The organism is Bacteroides thetaiotaomicron VPI-5482 (assembly GCF_000011065.1).
GTDB classification, from domain to species: domain Bacteria; phylum Bacteroidota; class Bacteroidia; order Bacteroidales; family Bacteroidaceae; genus Bacteroides; species Bacteroides thetaiotaomicron.
Map to the genome: position 1 here is coordinate 3561118 of NC_004663.1, position 19698 is coordinate 3580815.

9 protein-coding genes are annotated in these 19698 nt (G+C 45.0%); all 9 read right to left on the reverse strand.

Annotated elements, in window-relative coordinates:
- Positions 1–22 precede the first annotated feature (22 nt).
- The 9 genes from BT_RS14470 to BT_RS14510 all read right to left on the reverse strand — a co-directional run bounded on the left by BT_RS14470 (position 23) and on the right by BT_RS14510 (position 19540).
- Complete coding sequence (locus BT_RS14470; RefSeq protein WP_008765291.1) at positions 23–211, reverse strand: hypothetical protein; 189 nt, start codon at positions 209–211, stop codon at positions 23–25.
- Positions 208–2487, reverse strand: coding sequence for a glycoside hydrolase family 3 N-terminal domain-containing protein (locus BT_RS14475; RefSeq protein WP_011108512.1), 2280 nt, complete (start codon positions 2485–2487; stop codon positions 208–210). Before BT_RS14475 ends, BT_RS14470 begins: the two co-directional genes overlap by 4 nt.
- Before the next feature lie 6 nt (positions 2488–2493).
- Positions 2494–5409: a discoidin domain-containing protein gene (locus BT_RS14480; protein ID WP_370448175.1), complete on the reverse strand. Its 2916-nt coding sequence runs from the start codon at positions 5407–5409 to the stop codon at positions 2494–2496.
- A gap of 243 nt (positions 5410–5652) precedes the next feature.
- A complete protein-coding gene (locus BT_RS14485; RefSeq protein ID WP_011108514.1) occupies positions 5653–6867 on the reverse strand; it encodes a DUF4998 domain-containing protein in 1215 nt (404 codons plus the stop codon).
- Between the two features lie 39 nt (positions 6868–6906).
- On the reverse strand, positions 6907–8112 hold the full coding sequence (locus BT_RS14490; protein ID WP_011108515.1) for a DUF4959 domain-containing protein: 1206 nt from the start codon (positions 8110–8112) through the stop codon (positions 6907–6909).
- 29 nt (positions 8113–8141) lie between these two features.
- The gene (locus tag BT_RS14495; protein WP_011108516.1) at positions 8142–10082 is read right to left on the reverse strand and encodes a RagB/SusD family nutrient uptake outer membrane protein; all 1941 of its coding nucleotides are present in this window, start codon (positions 10080–10082) and stop codon (positions 8142–8144) included.
- A gap of 13 nt (positions 10083–10095) precedes the next feature.
- Positions 10096–13224, reverse strand: a complete 3129-nt coding sequence (locus BT_RS14500) for a SusC/RagA family TonB-linked outer membrane protein (RefSeq protein ID WP_008765284.1) — start codon at positions 13222–13224, stop codon at positions 10096–10098.
- A gap of 236 nt (positions 13225–13460) precedes the next feature.
- On the reverse strand, positions 13461–17474 hold the full coding sequence (locus BT_RS14505) for a two-component regulator propeller domain-containing protein (RefSeq protein ID WP_011108517.1): 4014 nt from the start codon (positions 17472–17474) through the stop codon (positions 13461–13463).
- An 875-nt stretch (positions 17475–18349) separates the two neighbouring features.
- A complete protein-coding gene (locus tag BT_RS14510) occupies positions 18350–19540 on the reverse strand; it encodes an OmpA family protein (RefSeq protein ID WP_008765282.1) in 1191 nt (396 codons plus the stop codon).
- Between the last annotated feature and the right edge of the window lie 158 nt (positions 19541–19698).

The following is a 19698-nucleotide window of genomic DNA, read 5'->3' on the forward strand; positions in this document are numbered from 1 at the left end:
GTTTTAAGTATATACTCAAGCTTCATCTTCTACATGCCGAACGAAAGACCAGAAACAACATGCCTATACTGATCAGCCAGCCAACCAGTATCACGATGAAAGATTTCACCGTAATACCGCCATAGAAATGATTAATGACCAGCTGAATCGGCAGTATAAACAACCCTATCGTCAGAAACAGACCTCTTCGTTTTTTGTCGTTCGGTGTCATTTTCCCTTCACAGTTATCACCTTCGTGAAGTGGATATTGTCAGCGGTACTTCCTATCTGAATCTCAAACTCTCCCGGTTCCACCACTTCCTGCATACGGGCATTCCAAAGTGCCAGCTCCGAGATGGGAAGCTTTAGTGTGAAAGTGTTTGTTGCACCGGCTTTAATCAGGTCTTTCCTGAATGCTTTCAGCTGGCGGATAGGAGTAGCCACGGAACTGAAGCGGTCGCGTACATACAGTTGCACTACCTCTTTGCCATCCATCTTGCCGGTGTTCTTCACTTTTACCGTTACCGTCAGTTGATCCTTGTCGGTCAATACAGAATCACTCAACGCACAATCCACATATTCAAAAGTAGTGTAACTCTGTCCGCTGCCAAAGCTCCATAACGGGTCGGGGGCGTCAAAGATATAATGTCCTTTCGGTTCTTCGGGACTGCCCGGCTGGTCGAACGGTTCATTACGGTCTGTGATAAAATGATTGTAGAAGCAAGGAGTATTGCCTGTGCTACGCGGGAAAGATACATTCAGTCGTCCCGACGGATTGACCTTCCCTACGAGGATATCCGCCAACGAACGTCCCTGCTGTTCGCCGCCATACCATTGTACCAACAGTGCGTCGGCATTCTCTTTTACCCAAGGCATAGCCAATGGTTTGCCGGCTATCAATACGACAACCATCGGTTTTCCGGTTTTCTTGATTTCCTGCAACAGTTCTTCCTGTACTCCGGGAAGTTCCAGCGAAGAGAGGTCGAATCCTTCTCCGGTAGTGGAATATTTCGGACTTCTGCCCAGATAGGTACTGCGTGTTCCGACGGCAACGATTGCCAGATCACTGCCGCGAACGGCTTCCACCGCTTCCGCTATCTTATCCTTTTTACTACTCCACCAGTCACATCCTTCGGCATGGCGAACCGTTACTTTATTTCCTAATACCTCCTTTAATCCCTGAAGCAAAGTGACACCTTCTTTGGTATCTCTGGTAGTCCAGGCATAATCTCCGTATATCGTCTGATTGCTGTTCGGACCTACTACGGCTATTGACTTATACTTAGCCAAATCCAAAGGAAGAATCTGATTCTTATTCTCAAGCAGAATAGCGCTCTCGTCAGCTATTTCCTTAGCCAAAGCTACTTTCTCCGCACTGCGAACAACTTTACTCACTGCTTTTGGATCGCCATAAGGCGCATCAAACAGCCCTAACTGAAACTTAACCGTCAGGATACGGCGAACGGCAAGGTCAATGTATTTTATATCCAGACGACCGTCCTGTACCATCCGTTCGAAGTTATCATAAGCAGAGTCGATGTTCAAGTCTACCCCGGCTTCCAATGCCAGGCGTCCGGCCTCATCGGTTTCGGGCGTGATAGCATGAAAGGTTTTAAGGCGGTCCACCGATCCCCAGTCAGAATAAACATACCCTTTGAAACCGAGTTCACCACGAAGAATATCTGTCATGTAATAAGGAGACCCTGTGATGGCTACTCCATCATAAGCACTATAACAAGTCATCAATGCCAACGGATTCGTTTCCTTGATGACACGACGGAACGGATAGAGATACAAACTTCTCAGTTCCCGTTCACCACCGCTGACCTGCGCACAGTTCAATCCGCCGGAGGGAGTGCCGTGTGCAACAAAATGCTTCGGCATACAGGTGATGCGGTTTTTCTGATATCCATTGATAAAGGCGATACCCATTTCGGAAATAAGGTAAGGGTCTTCACCAAAGGTCTCTTCTACACGTCCCCAGCGAAGTTCACGGGCAATGTCCAGTACGGGCGAGAGAATCTGATGGATACCAATTACTTTGGCTTCCTCTCCCGCAGCTTCGGTCATGCGCTGGATCAGAGCAGGATTGAAGGTACTCCCCTGCGCCAAAGCGTGCGGAAACAGCGTACAATTATTTTGCAGGATTCCCTGAATGCCTTCGGCAGAAGTAATAATGGGGATTCCGAGCCTTGTTTTTGTCAGCATGTATTGTTGCAGTTCCTTGTACATCGCAGCACATTCGGCGGCAGTCGTACCCATTTCGTGGGTACAGCCATAACTCTCACCGTTGAATATACGGTCTATCTCGTCCAGACGGCCTGCGCCCCGGTTCTGCAATTGCAGAACCTTTTCACGCAGTGTCATCCGTCCCATCAGGTCGTCTACACGCTTCTCGATGGAAAGTGATTTATTCTTATAAGGTGGTACCTCCGTCTTTCCGACAGCCTGTCCCGAAAGGGTAAGCAGGCATAAAGTTACAGCACAAGTTATATTTCTCAGTGTCATAGCAAGTTAGTTATTATAAGGTGTAACCAGTAATTTGTAAGAACCGCCTTTCAACAAAGACTTGTCAAAGTTAATAGTAATCTCTTTATTTTCACCCGGCATCAGCGTAAAATAATTATCATTCATGATAGCCGGAAGAATACGTTCACCGTCAACTGTGCGTACAGCCTGTACATGTACGGCAAAAGCTACACTCTTGGCAGACTTAGGCAGTCCGATTGTTGCACGGATTTCCGCCTTCTCTCCCTTCTGTTCCATTTTGGAAGAAACTTTCAGTTCGGCCTTCGGAAGTTGGTTCAGAGCAGTGAAGTCTCTGCGGTCATTTCCTCTCCAGTAGTTATTTTCCGATATCAGCTTACCGTTCTTATCCGTCAGTTTCAGACGGATGAAATGTACATCGCTCAAACCTTCGCTCTTACCGGTTCCTCCCAGCACATCGAAGCTCCACAGAGAATATCCGTACCACCAGCCTCTCTTGAACCCGAACATACGTACATAACGTGCATCCTTTTCGGGGAAAGTGATCAGCTCCACACCACCGATTCCATTTTTCGTGCTGTAAGCCTCTTCCCACTGCTGGGCGTCATTCGATACCTGAATCTTGTATTCCTTCCCATAAGATGCTTCCCAGTCGAGACGGACACCGCCAACGGGTTGTACCTTGCCCAAATCAACATATATCCACTCGTTATCACGGTAGGCGCTTGACCAGCGGGTGTCTTTCTTTCCATCCACAGCCATTGACGGATCGCCTTCGGAAGTAGAAGAAACAACTACTTTCTGATTCAATCCCAGGTTCGGTCTTTCCTTATTAAAGTCGATGGTAAAACACTCCAGCGTGCTATTGGATGCTGAATGAACGACAGAGGATTTGCTATAAGCCGGAACCGCTTTTCCGTCCATATTGTAGACTGTCACTTCCGCTTTCAAATCCTGATAGTTTTCTGCGGTAGTATTGGCCACCTTCACTGCGTCCGTCACCGGATTCCAGAGGATATGCAACGGTTCGCACGCGGACTTCGTTCCCCAGTAAGCGCCTGTAAGATCATAATAGTAGTCATAAGTCTGCCATACCATAGAGGGGTAAGCCGATTGTCCCATCCAGGTCATGATACCGGAAGCGTCGTCCCACATACGGTCCAGCCAGCCTTCATACATAGCTTTGTTCGATTCGATATTGATAAGCTGCGCTTTACGGCAATAGTCCTCGATTCCAGAGGGGGCGCCAAAACCTTTGGCAAGAGAAGCGTCATATCTGTCCGGTGCAGCATTAAAAGCAGACTGACCGAAGTAGTGCAAATCCCACATCTTATTGCGGGGCCACCAATCCTTCTCCGGCATAAACTTCTTGAAACTTTCGAAAGTAGGAACTACAGCCGTACCTATTTCCGTACGGAATCCCCAGCCACGTTCCGGATCACCTTCCAGTCCGTCAGGATATTCAGTGAAATAGAATCGAGGGTCGAATGCTCCCCAAGGACCACTACCTGTCAGGTTGCCGGCATGTGAGTTCGGTTGAAAATAACGGTCGCCACCATCAAAGGTTTTGATATTCTCAGCCATCCAGCCTTCCAGCGGGGGCTGCGGGTTCGACTCATTATCACCACACCATACAGCCAGAGAGGGATGGTTACGGACACGCTTGATTTTCTCTATCATATTGTTATTGAACGCATTCAAGTCGTAAGGAAGATTGGGATTAGAGTTAATCCAGAAGTCATCCCATACCATCAGACCATATTTATCACACATTTCGTAAAACTCGTCATCGGTAGTAGAGCCAAGCCAATTACGAATCATATTGAAATTCATTTCGTGATGGAAACGTAGCTTGGTGTCATACTCTTCACCACGGCATCTCAGCATATATTCCGACATTCCCCAGTTAGCTCCTTTCACAAATACAGGTACACCGTTGATGTGCAGATGCAGGGTGTTGTTGTTTGTGTCATAGCTATACTCTTTGATACCGAAGGTTACGTCTTTAGTTTCGGAGACTTTCCCGTCTACGGATACTTCCAGTTTACAGGTATACAGGTTGGGCTCACCATATCCGTTGGGCCACCACAGTTTCGGCGAGTTGATCACCAGTTGCGGATAATACCGTTTGTCGAACTTCACTTCCGAAGTCGCCCCCGGATTAATATCTACTTCTTTGGTGAACTTCACATCACCGGGGGTGATCGTACCGTTCACCACGACTTTAGATGGTTTGTCAGAACTGTTTTTCACTTCCAGTGCCACCGACAGATCGGCGCGTGTGCGGCTGGGTAACGGTAAGTCTGTACGAATCCAAGGATCGATGATCGTTGCCGTACCGGTGTTGCTGAGATAAACCTTATCCGTGATACCCATATTCAGTCCCGGCACATAAGGCATCCAGTCCCAGCCACCACTCGACAAGTAAGTAGGACTGCCGTAGTTTGCCAACGGGGTTTGCGGCATGTGAACCAATACTGCCAGTACGTTCGGCTGATCTTTCTTCACTATTTCCGTGATATTGAACCGTCCTCTGTGCATAAATCCATCGAGTATCCCCAGCAAGTGTCCGTTCAGGTAGATTTCCGCTTTACGGTTCACTCCGTTAAAGTTGAGCCATGTCAACGCTTTATCAAAGTCGGCAGGCACTTTAAACTCTGTACGATACCAGAAACTGCGATCATACTTTGCACGGTCTACGTTGTGAATGTTATCCCCAAAGTTAGGGTCCTTTTCCAGTCCTGCCGTTACGTAAGAAGTAAAAGCAGTGCCCGGTACAACAGCGTCCACCCATGATGATGTGTCATAACCTGCGTTCAGCAGAGCCGGAACATTTGTTCCGACTTCCGCCTCCGGCTTTAACTTCCAGGAAACAATCGATTCACCACTATGCAGATAAACGGGGCCTGCTTGTAAAGAAGATACCAACAATGAACCAACCATTGCAAGTCCGATACCCAGCGATTTACCTTTTTTCTTTATAAACTTCATACACATTATTGATTATAGTATTATTATTTATTTTCTTATCGTAATTATGTCGTTTGCAGCGCATATATATCCTGGTTGTTGGATCTATATGTCCAACTCGTAGCGTATATATGTCCTGCGCGTTGGATCTATATGCCCTGCATGCAGGGCATATATGGTGTATATCCACTATTCCGAGCGCTTATGAAAACCGGATTATTCGGCTATATCCGCTATGTTCATCAGCTTGATATAGAGCACTTTCATCCAGGTAGACGATCCGAAGGTGACTACCCAGCCTACCGAAACAGTAGCAGGTTCCGCCAAAGAGAAGGTCAGGGTATGCTTTCCTCCCATATTGGAGTCACCGTACTGGCTATATCCCAATGCTTCTTCTTTCAATCGGTCAATGTCCGGCAATACGCTGCCGCGGCTGGCTGCCAGATATCCGTTCATTCCGTTACTGCCCCCTTCGAGTTCACACTCCAATTGATAATTTCCAGCCGGAAGTTCAAAACTTTGATAGACCTTACCATTCGTGATTCCTTCTCCATCCCAGTCTTTCGATTCCAGATGGATGGAATAATTGCCCCAGTCTTCGGACCAACCGCCTTTTCCATTACTCTGATTCAGGATATTGGGAGTGAAGTCCCAGTCAACGAGTATTCCCCATTTATTATCCGCATTCTTATCCCTTCCTTCAAACGGACGTTTGTAGTTCTTCAGATACAAGTCGGTAATGTCTTCACTGACTCCGTAAGAGACAACTGCCGTTTTAAAGGTATCAATCGACATTTCATCCGGCAGGAAGTAAGTCTGCACATCAAACTTGGTCATACTCTTGTAATCCTTCAGGACGGTTTCTTCTTCGCTGTTTTCGATCTTCAGTTCCTGTACTTTTCCCGAATTATCGGTATAATGTACCATCGTATAAAGAGCTGTCGGTTCTGCCGGCGACCAGTCGATCGTTACATCATCTTCTATCTTTTCTACCTTCTTCACCAAGCGGTTGACCAGCCCGTCTTTGTAGGAGTCACCATATGACGTTCCGGTAAGGTTGAAAGGAACCGAAGGATGCAATCCGTCTTTATCATAGGTATGCATTTCGAAATTATAGGTCCCTTCTTCCAGAGGAATCGGTATAATCAGCACATTATCATTCCCTTCTCTCCGGATATCCTGTTCCAGAGAGTCCTGTTTCAAGTTCCAGTATATCTTTATCTTGGCTATTTTAGGGTCGGATGCCAGTACTCCGCGGAAGACCACCCGGTTGTAGCCGGAGTACATGGCGATAGAATCAGGAATACCCGTATAAAGAATTTCCTTTCCATCCGTATATTTCAGATATTCGTCCATCTTTGTGCAAGATGTAATCCCCAACAGCATCAGTAGTGACATCAGATAGGGCGTATGTTTGATAAATTGTTTCATATTCTTTCTGCTTTAATCAGTCGGTTAACACTCATTGAATTATTCTTCGTTATCATTCCCCCAGAAGGTGAGTTCCGTGAAACAGATGTTGTAATTGTTAGACCAATTCTTCAGACATTTGATACGGATATAGCGTACACGCGGCATATCCAGAGGAACATTTGCCTGATCTCCTATTTTCGCGGCTTCGATATCATCTTCCGTCAGGATACCGATAGGCGAACCGGAAGGCTTCACATTCTCCATATCCAATAGTTTCACCCACTGATCCCAGCTACCATCGGGGTTAGGTTCCGTAGCGCATCCCCATACTTCGTAGCGTCTCGGGCTCATGTCGTTATAGAAGTGCTTCTCGTCTTGAATAGCCCACAGTGCAAAGCGGCTCAGTTTAGCCAGTACGCCAAGGTCGAAGGTAAATACTGCCGGACCGTCTTTCGTGCCTGTTCCGGTGTGAAGTCCTACGCCACCACTGTCACCATCTTTGGAGATTCTTCCGTTCCATACATATTCCATCTTGCCATCGTACGAATCTACGCGGGAATCGTTCTGCAAATACATTTCCCTGAACTTCGTCTTATCCAATTCCCTTTCGTAGATCGGAGTCAGCTCGGTGAACAGCGTATCTGTCTCATTCCCATATTTATCCTGCAGGAAGATGCCGAAACGACGGGGAACTGCATCATACCCTCTGACGGAATAAACGATCTCTTCACGTGCCGAGTAGAATGTTTCGGCCAGCACCATATCGCCTAATTCATCGGGCGTACAGACGTAGATAGCAAGATCGGACTTGAACTTATTGTCCATCTCGAAGGTCATGCCGCCAAAGTCAGAAACCATCGATAACGACTCGTAGCAGGACAGGATAGGAGGAGTCAGCGGAACGACTTCCACTATCTGAGGCTGAGAACGGTTCTCGCTACGGTCTACAGTGTACAGTTCTACTTTATAAGTATCCGTATCGCCAAAACCTTCTACCGTAACAGAGTTCGTGTAAAACGAGGAACGGAACTCCATGACTTTCCCTGTTTTATTAGTATACTTGGCCAACACATACAGCAAATCCGGATCGGAAGGAAGTGTATAAGTGAATTTCACAGCTCCCGGAAGGCTTTCTGTTTTTACGTCCTGAACAGTGCCAGGAGCGTCTTTGTCGTTTTCAATGGGCTTTACCATATCTTCTGCGCAACTACCGAAAACGAAAAGCAAGCCGCAAGCCCATATTGTAAATTTACGTGATATCATATTCTGCTGATTTTAAAATGAGACATACATTACCATCCGGGGTTCTGAACCAATTTCGGGTTGACTACCAGGTCATTCTGATGAATCGGCCAGAAATAATCACGCGGAGCGATAAACTTTAATGTATACAGGGTTCTCTGAGAATAGTACTCTGCGGGAGTTTCACCTTCAAAGTTCCATCCGTGGATCTTCTCGTTCAATACCTTATTGGCTGTCTTCCATCGACGGAGATCCCAGAAACGGCTGCCTTCGAACATCAGTTCGATAGCACGCTCACGCTGGATAATCTCACGAAGTCCTTCCTGTGTCTTGTATCTGTTGGGATACTTGGAGTAAGTGTCCCATGATTCCTTGATTCCTTTCAGACCGGCACGTGCTCTGATCTGATCCAGGTAGCTGATAGCCAGTTCACGGTTGTTGACATCGTCTTTCTCATTCAGCGCTTCGGCATAGAGTAAGTATAAGTCAGTAAGGCGCATTTCCGGCCAAGGGAATCTTTCGGTCGTATAGCCACTCTGGGTAACTTCATAAGTGACACTGACCAGTTTTTTGGTCCAGTATCCGGTGGTTGTATAGCTGTTAGTCCCCAGTTTTCCCTGTGCTTGTCCGGCGCGGTTCTTCGCTGTCCAGATGTCTTTTTCACTGTCTGATGGACAGTTATACTGATACCAGGTGCAACCGTCAAAACCGATATTGGCATAGAAGCGAGGTTCTCTGTCAAAGTTCATCTGTATTGTTTCATAATAAGATGCCAGTTCGTATGGTTGCTCGTTGGTGTGCATCTTTACTTTGAAACGGTCGGCATAATTCCATGTTTTATCTTCGTCCATTGGGACACCGTTCTTTGTGTAGTACAGATTCGTAGCTTCCATTGTAGGGTTCAGCATTTCCTGTCCTCCCCACATATTGTTGGGGTAAGCTCCGACACGGGTCATACAAAGACTCTGCAAGTGTGCGTCCGAACGTGAAGAAAGTCCCCAGATCAGTTCTGTATTCCACTTTTCCGTTACGCTGTTGCGGATGCTAAGCTGGCATTTGGTTTCATCCGACAGGATCAGGTTGCTTTTGTAGGAGTATAATTCTAATCCTAATTCCGGGTCCTGACTGGCTTCAATGGCGGCTTCGCACGCGGCAATGGCGGTGTCCCATTTAGTCGGGTCTTCGGTGGAGTTAAACAAATGTTCTCCATCCTTATCCACATAGTTTGCATAATCCTTATTACCATTGAACAACGGACTGGCAGCTGTTACCAGCAGTCTGGCTTTCAGAGTCAGGTTTGCGATCTGCGTCACACGGCCCAACTCACTACCTTTGTTGGAAATCACTCTCGGAAGATCTTCCAGACATTCGTCCAGCAAATCTACAATGTACTGCACTACCTTATCTACCGGCTCACGTTTCTTTCTCACTTCTTCCGGAGTAGCCGAAATCGGGAGATTGTCATCAGCAATCACGATAGGACCGTACATTCTGAACAGACAGAAATGATAATATGCTTTCAGAAATTTCACTTCGGCAAGCCATCTCTTCCGCATGGAAGGAGTCAAATCTCCTACTTTGCTCATGTCTGATACGTTCTCCAGAAAGATGTTGCAATCACGGATGCCACGGTAATATACATACCACATGTTACATAAAGGGTCATTGACATTCTGACGTCCCAGTGCAATCTTCCAAGGGCCAAAGTCGTTGTACGGAGTAAGAGGGTAATAACTCCAGAGTTCGTCCGCACCCATCAGAGCGACATTATTGTATGGGCTGTCATTGCCCGGAATGTATGAGTAACAAGTATTCAGATACTTTTCCGCCTCGTTGCGGTTTGTAAACGAGTTATCAATCGTTCCTATCTTATCGGGCACTACATCCAGATAGCTGCAGGATTGTGTCAATGCTGTTCCTCCAATCAACAGAAGGAAGTATGTCAGGTTTCTGACCTTATTCTTCATTTGGTATATCATTCTATTTTTCATGCTTTCCTAGATTTTAGAAGTTAATTTGTACACCCAGATTGATGACTCTCTGAATAGGATATCCCAGTCCGGAACCTCCCATTTCGATGTCCCATAGTTTAAATCCGCTAAGGAGGAGCAGGTTGTTTCCGCTGCAATAAACACGTGCGGATGATATATAGGCCTTCTTCGTCCAGCTTTCCGGCAGTGTGTAGCCTACTTCCAGCGTTTTCAACCGCAGGAATGCACCGTTACGCATAAACCAAGAGCTGGTTCTCACGTTATTTTCAATCACTGTCGTACTCAGACGGGGCCACATAGCATACAGGTTACGGTTACTTTCCGACCAGTGGTCGTTGGCATAAGCTTTCAATAAAGGAATATCCTGATGATAAGGATCGTCATCCGTAGGATTGATGTGCTGGAACGGAGAAGTTGCCTTCGCATCTATCCAGAAGGAAGAACGTGCCGAACCTTGGAAGAAAGCCGAGATATCAAATCGCTGATTACCGAATGAGAAACCGAATCCGTAGACAATTTCGGGTACTGTAGGATATCCCAGCGGAACCATGTCGGCATCGGTAATCTGTCCGTCACCATTCACATCCCGATATTTGATGTCACCGGCTCCATATTCGCCAAAGGTTTGTTTCGGGGAGTTCTGCACATCGTATTCATCAATAAAGAGACGTTCGGCGATAAGACCGTACCATTGGTTCAACGATTGACCGATATGGCTTCTGTATTTCTCGTTATAGGCGGGTTCTTCATATTTCAGAAATTCGCTGTGCGCATAGGTAAAGTTACCGTGTGCCTGCAACCAATACCCATTGCGGAAGAACTTATTATAATCCACTGACAAGTCTACTCCGTTTGCTTTCGCTTCACCCACATTGGCACGTACTTTGGCAGCCAGACCCATATCAGCCGGGATAGAAGCTCTGTCCATCAAAATGTTCGTACGATGCTCTGTAAAGTAGTCCAGCTGAATATTCAAGGCATCAAACAAAGTAAGCTCCAAACCGTAGTTTGCTTTTTTCGCCCGTTCCCAAGTGATAAGGCGGTTATCGTAACGCTTCACCGTCACTCCCGGTTTTCCTTCGTCAAAGTTGGTTCCAAACCAATATCCCTTACCTGAATCATTCGGATCTACCTCGGAGAGATAGAAGAAACGGTCATTCTCGTCTCCAATCGCATCATTACCTACCAGACCGTAGGTTGCTTTCAGTTTCAATTTAGGGATCACCTTGTTCATCGGACGCCAGAATTTCTCATTAGAGATTACCCAAGCCAAGCCGGCTGCGGGGAAGAATCCCCAACGTTCGTTTTTATAGAAGCGCTCGGAACCGTTGTAACCGAAGTTCAGCTCTGCCATATAACGGCTGTCGTAACTATAAGTGAAACGACCGGACAAACCCTGATTACGGTAAGGCAGAGACTTCTGCAAAGAACCGCTGTTCGCATTGATCTTTTCGCGCTGCTGATATACCAGCAAGCCACTGACTTCGTGAATATCGAAACTACGATTATACTGCATAGCAGCTTCTATATAGGTGGTAGACTGTATATCTTTCCAGCCTTCGCTATATCCCAGATAGTCTGTCGGATTGGACTTCTCGTTCAGCAGACCGATATTATATTGATTCGTCTTTTTATCATACGAACTTACATTATAATAATAAGGATTGAACGAACGGTTAACGTCGAAATAAGAGTAGCGGGAAGTATTATACAATCCACGGATGTTCAGCCCTTTCGTGATAAAGGATAAGTCTTGCTTTAACTCAAACTGTGCATCCATTGTAGAACGGGAGTAGTCTTTATATCCTTTTGTCAGTTCGGCATAAGGATTGGTATAGTTCGCCTCCGTCTCACGGATAGCGTTACCATACAGCAAGTGCTTCGCCGTAGGCAGTGCATCCGACGGGTAATAGGCAGGAAACAATACAGGGTTGGAACGGACTATCTTCTTATACATCACATCTCCTCCGTCCAGAGGTCCGCGATAGTCGTCAAAAGTACCGGAAAGACGTACGACAGCTTCCGTCGTCTTTGTCAGGTTAATATTAATGTTCGAACGCAACTGATAAGAACGAAGATTAATGTTATTATCGAAACCATTCATCGAATTGCTCTTCAGGTTTCCGTTATCTTTGGAAAAAGAAGCTGCAATATAGTATCTTGCCAGCTTACCACCACCGCTGACATTCATGTTAACACGCTGATTGGCGGTCATATCCTTTACTAAAAGTTTTCTCCAGTCATTGGCAGGATAGACATACGGATTCGTACCTTTGATCGTGTTGTCTATCTTCTCACGCGAATATGCCAAAGGAGCCAGCGGGTTTCTGGTTCTGACCGCTTCATTGGCAAGCTGCATAAAGGTGATCGGATCGGCCAGTTCCACATTCTTGGTATTGGAAGAGAATGAGTTCTCTACACGAATAGACACTTTAGTCGCTCCTTCCTTACCTTCCTTCGTGGCTACCTGAATAACACCATTGGCACCACGGGCACCGTATAATGCCGTAGCAGTAGCATCTTTCAGAATAGAGAATGCGGCAATATCGTCCGGTTGCAGACGTGCCAGCTCGGTAGTAGTCGTTTCGATACCGTCAATCAGAATCAACGGGTCTTTTTTGTATCCGAAGGTCGTGACACCTCTGATAAAGAAGTCTGCGTTATCTTTTCCCGGCTCTCCACTACGCTGATAGGCAATCACACCGGACATACGACCTGCAAGAGCAGTCGTCAGGTTACTGGACGGTACTTTCAGCTCTGCGGGCTTGATCGTCTCGATGGAGCTGATCATACTCTCTTTCTTTTGTGTACCGAAAGCTACCACCACGACTTCATCGAGAGCCTTACTGTCTTCTTCCAGCACTACAGCCACCTTATTATTCTTAGGAACCCTTACATATTGAGTAATATACCCGATATAAGAAATCTGAAGTTCTTTCCCTACAGGGACTGAAAGAGAAAAGTTTCCATCAACATCGGTGATAGTACCATTGGAAGTACCCCTCACCACTACACTCGCACCGATAATCGGTTCTTCGGAACCTGCTGCCGTTACCTGTCCGGTAACTGTCTTATTCTGTGCCGACAGCTGGCAGCAGCAAAATAAAATCAAAGTCAAATAGATAAGCCTGATTTTTTCCATGTATCAGAATTTTAAATTAGTATTAGAGTTCACATTTAAGGATAAATCAATCCGTTCACCGAAAGGGGTTATCTTTCCTTATCCGGAACGATGGCAAAAGTAGGAGTATATATATAGGCGGTATAATAAAAATCACTGCAAAAAATACCATTTTTGCAGCACCAGACTACATCTGAAGCATATTTTCCGCAGATGTTTCATTTTTGTGCATCATTTGTTATAGTGCACCCGGACGGTCACGAAGGCATGTCTATCTTTTCTTTGTCTGCCTGACTTTGTTTCTCGAAATCTTTAGGTGTCATGCCAAACTGTTTCAGGAAAAGCTTGCTGAAATAGGACGGTGAGTTGATACCTACCATAAAGCAGATATCTCCAATCAGGTATTTACCTTCATGAATCAGTTCGGCAGCCTTCCTCAATCGGATTAAACGGATGAAGTCCACAGGAGACAGATTGGAAAGCATCTTTATTTTCCGCAGCAGACTGGAACGACTCATGCCCAGAATCTCGGCAAGATGCTCTACGTTCAGATTGGTATCTATGATATTTTCCTCGATGGTACGAATCACTTTATTCATAAACTCTTCATCCACCTTATTCATCTGCATCTTATTCGTCGGGAAGAACGGACGCTTGGAGAATGCTTCGCGTTCTTTCTGACGGTTATACAGCAAGGATACGATCTGCGTTTTGAGGTAGTTGAAAGAGAACGGTTTCTCTACATAGGCTTCCGCACCTATCTTCAAGCCGTTGATCTTGCTGTCGATATCATTCTTGGCTGTCAGGAAGATGACGGGAATATGGCTCAGGTCCATATCCGACTTTATCTCCTTACACAACTCCCACCCGTTCATAACGGGCATCATGATATCGCTGATGACCAGATCAATCCGTCTGCTCCTCAACACTTCCAGTGCTTCCTGTCCATTTTTTGCCGTTTCCACCGTAAAAACCTCCAGCAGGCGTTCGGACATAAATTCCAGCATGGTCTCATTATCTTCTACCAGCAACAAAACGTAACTTTTCATTTCCGCCTCTACCGGCACCCCTTCACCCAGGGTATCTGTCTCGACCGTTATCTCTTCCAACTTGGGCAAAGACCGCAAGGTATTTTCGACCAGAGGAACAGAAAGAACGAAAGAATTATCTTCATGCTCTGAGTCCAGATATAGCTTGCCTCTATGAAGAGATGCCAACGAACGTGCCAACGGAAGTCCTATGCCGACACCGAATGAGGCGGAGTCTTTTTTCGCTGCCTGATAGAACGGTTCGAATATCTGCTGACTAATCTCCGCCGGTATCTTATCACCGTCACTGGTCACCCGCACAAGGAATGCCTCCGTCTCTCTCTGCAATTCCACGCAAATAGAATGACGGGCATATTTTAAAGCGTTATTCAAAAGATTACTCAGAATCTTAGTAATAGCCTCCTTATCAACGACCGCTTCTATGGATTCTTCCGGAATATGAAGAGCCAGTTCTTTGTTCTTCTTGGATATAGTAGGTTCAAAGCGTGCAACTGTTTCACGAAGCAGCGACGTAATATCCACACATTCCATCGTCATCTCAAATTTATGAGCGCCTATCTTCTGAAAATCAAGCAGCTGACCCGTCAGTGTCAGCAGGCGATTGGTGTTTTGCGTAATCACCGACAGATTCTTCTGAATCTTAGGGTCGGCAATTTCCATCTCCTGCAACGTCTCCAGCGGACCATTGATCAAAGTAAGCGGAGTACGCACTTCGTGGGCAATCTCCGTAAAGAAATTGACCTTAGACTCATACAGCTCTTTTTCTTTCTCTATCTCGAACAGTTTCTGACGCTCTTCCATTTCCTTTTCCTTCCGGTGTTTATACCAGAAGAACCAGGATACCACCACGCAGACAAGCCAGATAAAATAGAATACGTATGCCCAAGGGGAGAACCACCAGGGCGGTAGTATTTCAATAGACAAGGAGCGTTCGACAAATTGCCCTCCATTATCGTTACTCGTTGCCTTTACTTGAAAGGTATATTGTCCCGGAGGCAATTTCGCATACGATATATTCTGATTGGTAGCGGCTTTAATCCAGTCCTTGTCGATCGGAGCCATCCGATAGTAATATTGGTTAGCCTCAGCGGTAGAATAGCTGAGTAACGCCACGTCGAAACTAATATTCGACTCATCATAATTCAATACGATACGATCGGTATGCGTGATACATTCCTTCAAAGGTGAATCGGCAGTATGCACTGTCACCTCCTTATTATATATACTGAATTTGGAGATATAAATAGGCGGCACAAAATCATCCGTCTTCGCTTCTCTCGGGTCGAAAGCGACCAGTCCGTCTATGCCCCCAAAATAGAATTTGCCATTGCGCGCCTTCAAAGCCGATTTATAATTGAACTGATTCCCCAACAGCCCGTCTTTTGTCGTAAAAACACGTATATCATTCTTGTCGGGATGAAAGCGAACGAGTCCGCGGTTCGTCCCAAACCATAGATTTCCTTCTTCATCTTCCAGAATCTTGTAGGCAACATCGTCGGGCAATCCTTCCTTTATTGAATAGGTGACAAAGTTATCCTTTTCTTCATTGTAATAGCAGATTCCGCCCCGGTCGGTAGAAAACCAGACACGTCCTTTACTGTCCTGCATAACGGAGCTGACTGAGTTTGAACTCAACCCATCGGGTTCATTTTCCTTGCTTTCATACTTTTTATAGGAGTCGGTCTGAGGCGAATATCTCCACACGCCACTTCCCATCGTGGCAATCCAGACAGAACCGTCTTTCCCTTCGCACAGATCGAAAATCCAGTTGTATCCGGTCTCCTTGACATTCACAAAATTAAATGAACCAGCCTCGGCAACATACAGTCCCCAGCCTGTTCCCAGCCATTTACGTCCTTTCCTGTCTATATGGAAAACATATACGCTGCCTTCTCCGATCTTTAGTTCCGACGGAGTATAATGCCTGACAGTGTATCCCGGAACCTGAATAACGTCAAGTCCGGCTTTGAACAACCCGCAATATATCTGATCCTGAAAAGGGACTACTGCCAAAGTTACCAGATGATTTCCGGATTTATGGTCCTTTACCTGCCTTATCACACCGTTCTCTACATTCAACACACTGATTCCCGCATCTTCCGTACCGATCCAGATATTGCCTTTCACATCTTCCGCCAGTTCACGGATACGTTTGGTATTCAGTGAATTTCCGGAGCTTCCGGGTACGAACTTATCGAATTGCAGATTCCGGTTGGGTAAGTAGTTCACTCCGCCAAACAATGTCCCGATCCATATCCCTCCTTCACTATCCTGACACATCGAATAAATCATCTTATCCGACAGGCTGAACGAACGCATCAGGTCTTCCTTCAACGAAACGACTTCGTTCTTCTTTTCATCAATGACGTACAGTCCATTGAAGGTTCCCAGCCAGATTTTACCTTTCATATAGGCTACCGTAGTATAGAACGTATTATCGGCTCCTGCTACTTTTATATCTTCCAAGACATGGGATTTCGTATTATATTTTATCAATTCCCCTTCATTGGCAGCCATTATCAGCCAATCGCCATACTCGCAGATAGAATTAATATTCTTCCCCACCAACGGACGTCCGTCCCTATCCTCCACTATCTGTTCAAACGAATCATTCTGCGGATTATAACGACAGATTCCTAATCCCCAGAAGCCAATCCAGACTTCCCCATTTTCACGGACACAAATACAATTGGGAGATTCCTGCTTAAATTGTCTCCTATTGCTGATTTCATAAAAATATAATTCGTTGTCTTTATAACGGAATATTCCCTGATCGGGGATAATAACCCATATATTACCCTGTGTATCGCCTACGATGGCCGACACCCAGTTATCCATTGTTTTACCCTCTTTTGTCTTTTGGTTTATATGGGTGAATACATCAGAAGCCGGATGATACAAATAGACACCCCTGTCCGTACCCACCCAAAGTGTGCGGTTGGCATCCTCATACAAAGCGGAAATGTTATTATTGCCTTTCTTTAACTGATGATCTTCGCAGTTCATCCGCAGGATGGAAGTACCGTCAAAACGATTGAGACCATTCTTCGTTCCGAACCACATAAAACCGTAGCTATCCTGGATAATCGCTTTCACGTTACTCGACGAAAGCCCGTTATCTCCATTTATGTGAGTAAAATAATAACTAGAATTCTCTTCTCCGCTTACCTTTTGCAGAAATAAAGTAACCAATGCCAATAGAATATAAAATGTGTTCCTCATGATCATATTTTATTTCGGCAACAAAGATAAGGTAAATACTCTTAAATAGATGGAAGGAAATTAAAACTTTTGCATTTAGAGGAATAACCGTCTGTCCGCTGTAAGAATCCAGACTGCTGAATATCAAAAATGATCACCGTCTTCACCTCCCTTAGAAAAAGAATAAAGCACAAACTTGAAAAAAGAAAGCCGTTGTTCTTTCATTTTACTTCATATCTGACAGATCACAGACGCCATACATGTTCACTATAATTACCAGCATTTTATTTTATTCCAATTACACACTTCCAAGCATACGAAAATAATTACAGTTCAATGCATAAACGGCAACCGGGTTTATAATAAATACTGTGATCGTTTATTATAAACGTCCCCCTCGTTTATTATAAACTTTAAAATAGGAATTTGTAGAATCTGGATTGAATTTATAATACAAAAAAGGCTGCAAAACTCATAAAGTTCGCAGCCTTTTCCTATATCGGAGCATCCTATCCTCGGCTATACGTCAGAGAGATAAGTACTATTTGTTACTATATTATACCACCACAGCCGATGATTCCATACTAATTTTCTCATTTTATTTATCGTTCTTATATTATTCAGTTCAGGTTTGGAACTACAAATATACAACAATAAAAAGCGTTTGTCAAGTGTTTAACGGATAAGCCATGAGAAAGCACCTCTCCCCCACTGGAAAAAGATGCTTTCAAACAAGCAATAGCGACCATCTTCACAGATGACTATTTTTCGAGGCACTCCGTTACCGAAGTTATGCCCCATGAGATTTATAGATGCTTATGCATCTTTCAACTAATTACAAATTGTTTTATAAGTGTGTTTTTTATCTCATCTCATCCATATTTATGTAAAAGGGTTTATTTAATCACCGTTATCACTGCACGGCTTACTCTCGGATCATCATAGAACATATTGTCCACACCACCTTCATAAGTTATTTTCAGTTGCGATGCCGGTACTCCGAACTCATTGACCAGACAGTTGTAGACTGCTTCCGCACGAGCCTTGCTCAAAAACTGGTTAAACTCCTTAGTCCCTGTACCCTTATCGGCATAACCGATAATCGTATAGACAGCATTCTTGTTTTCCTTCATTATCTTAGCCTGAAATCCGATATTTACACGAGCTTCATTGCTAAGAGCATACCTTGATATCTGGAAAGTGACCAGATAAGGAGCAGAGAGGATATTCGTTTCCACCACTCTTTCCGTAACCTTATTGGAAGTTGCTAATTCGTCTTTCAGACGATTGTTCTCGTCATTCATCGCTTTCAGTTGTTCGCGCATCAGACGTAGTTCTTCATCACTAAAGGTAATGGTCTTGACAGTGCTGCGCCCCCATGTACGCCGTGGGAATTTATAAGTAACTCCTACTGTTACGGACAATAATCCTTCTTCTTTACGCCCGCCACGTTCACCGTCAAACTCATCCTTTGTCGCAGTACCACGCACATCCAGATTCAAGTCGAACGCAGAACTCAGACGAAACGAGTTGATCAGACCGATACTGGCATTGAAGTTACGTGCACGCGGACTTTCCCATGTGAGTATCCAGCCTAAACCGACATAGGGAGTTACAGACCAAAAACGTTTTTCATTATAACCACAAAGCAGATTCGAGGCATTGAACAGCACGTCTCCATGAATATTCATAAAGTCGAATTTCTGTTCGTCCAGCCATTGTGAAGCATCGTACACTTTTCCGGTAGAGTGACTGCCGTTCTGTGTAGCACCTTTGATAGTCAGTCCGCTATACATGAAGCGTATACCGATGCCGGGGGTAAACCACTTTCCAAAACCGATGTCCAATGCCGGACTCAGACGGTCGCCAAATTTCATCTGCATATTATGGTCACCGAAAAAGATCAGTCCGCCACCACCGGCAGTTACAAACCAGTTGCTCCAAAAGCGATTGGTTTCTACTTTATATTTATCAGCATTTTCTACGATTGTAGTTGTCGTTTTTAAAGATTTAGAGTAGTCCTCTTGTGCATAAACACTCATTCCTGTTATCAGCAACAAGGCCGATAGAACAATTACTTTTCTCATAAGTGATTCTTTTCATTAAAATTCAATATACCAAGTTCCAACTGCAAAGTTGGGGCTTTTTTTTCAGTTTATCGTTCACATAAAATCCGATAACCTTCTCACTTTATACGGAATCAGATTAAAAGACCGTTTAATTTTCAATATAGACATTACGGAAC

What these genes read in the sequence shown, in the direction of transcription:
- BT_RS14505 (WP_011108517.1), bottom strand. Translation starts at nt 17,474, where the DNA reads ATGAGGAACACATTTTATATTCTATTGGCATTGGTTACTTTATTTCTG.
- BT_RS14495 (WP_011108516.1), bottom strand. Translation starts at nt 10,082, where the DNA reads ATGAAAAATAGAATGATATACCAAATGAAGAATAAGGTCAGAAACCTG.
- BT_RS14475 (WP_011108512.1), bottom strand. Translation starts at nt 2,487, where the DNA reads ATGACACTGAGAAATATAACTTGTGCTGTAACTTTATGCCTGCTTACC.
- BT_RS14485 (WP_011108514.1), bottom strand. Translation starts at nt 6,867, where the DNA reads ATGAAACAATTTATCAAACATACGCCCTATCTGATGTCACTACTGATG.
- BT_RS14480 (WP_370448175.1), bottom strand. Translation starts at nt 5,409, where the DNA reads ATGGTTGGTTCATTGTTGGTATCTTCTTTACAAGCAGGCCCCGTTTAT.
- BT_RS14490 (WP_011108515.1), bottom strand. Translation starts at nt 8,112, where the DNA reads ATGATATCACGTAAATTTACAATATGGGCTTGCGGCTTGCTTTTCGTT.
- BT_RS14470 (WP_008765291.1), bottom strand. Translation starts at nt 211, where the DNA reads ATGACACCGAACGACAAAAAACGAAGAGGTCTGTTTCTGACGATAGGG.
- BT_RS14510 (WP_008765282.1), bottom strand. Translation starts at nt 19,540, where the DNA reads ATGAGAAAAGTAATTGTTCTATCGGCCTTGTTGCTGATAACAGGAATG.
- BT_RS14500 (WP_008765284.1), bottom strand. Translation starts at nt 13,224, where the DNA reads ATGGAAAAAATCAGGCTTATCTATTTGACTTTGATTTTATTTTGCTGC.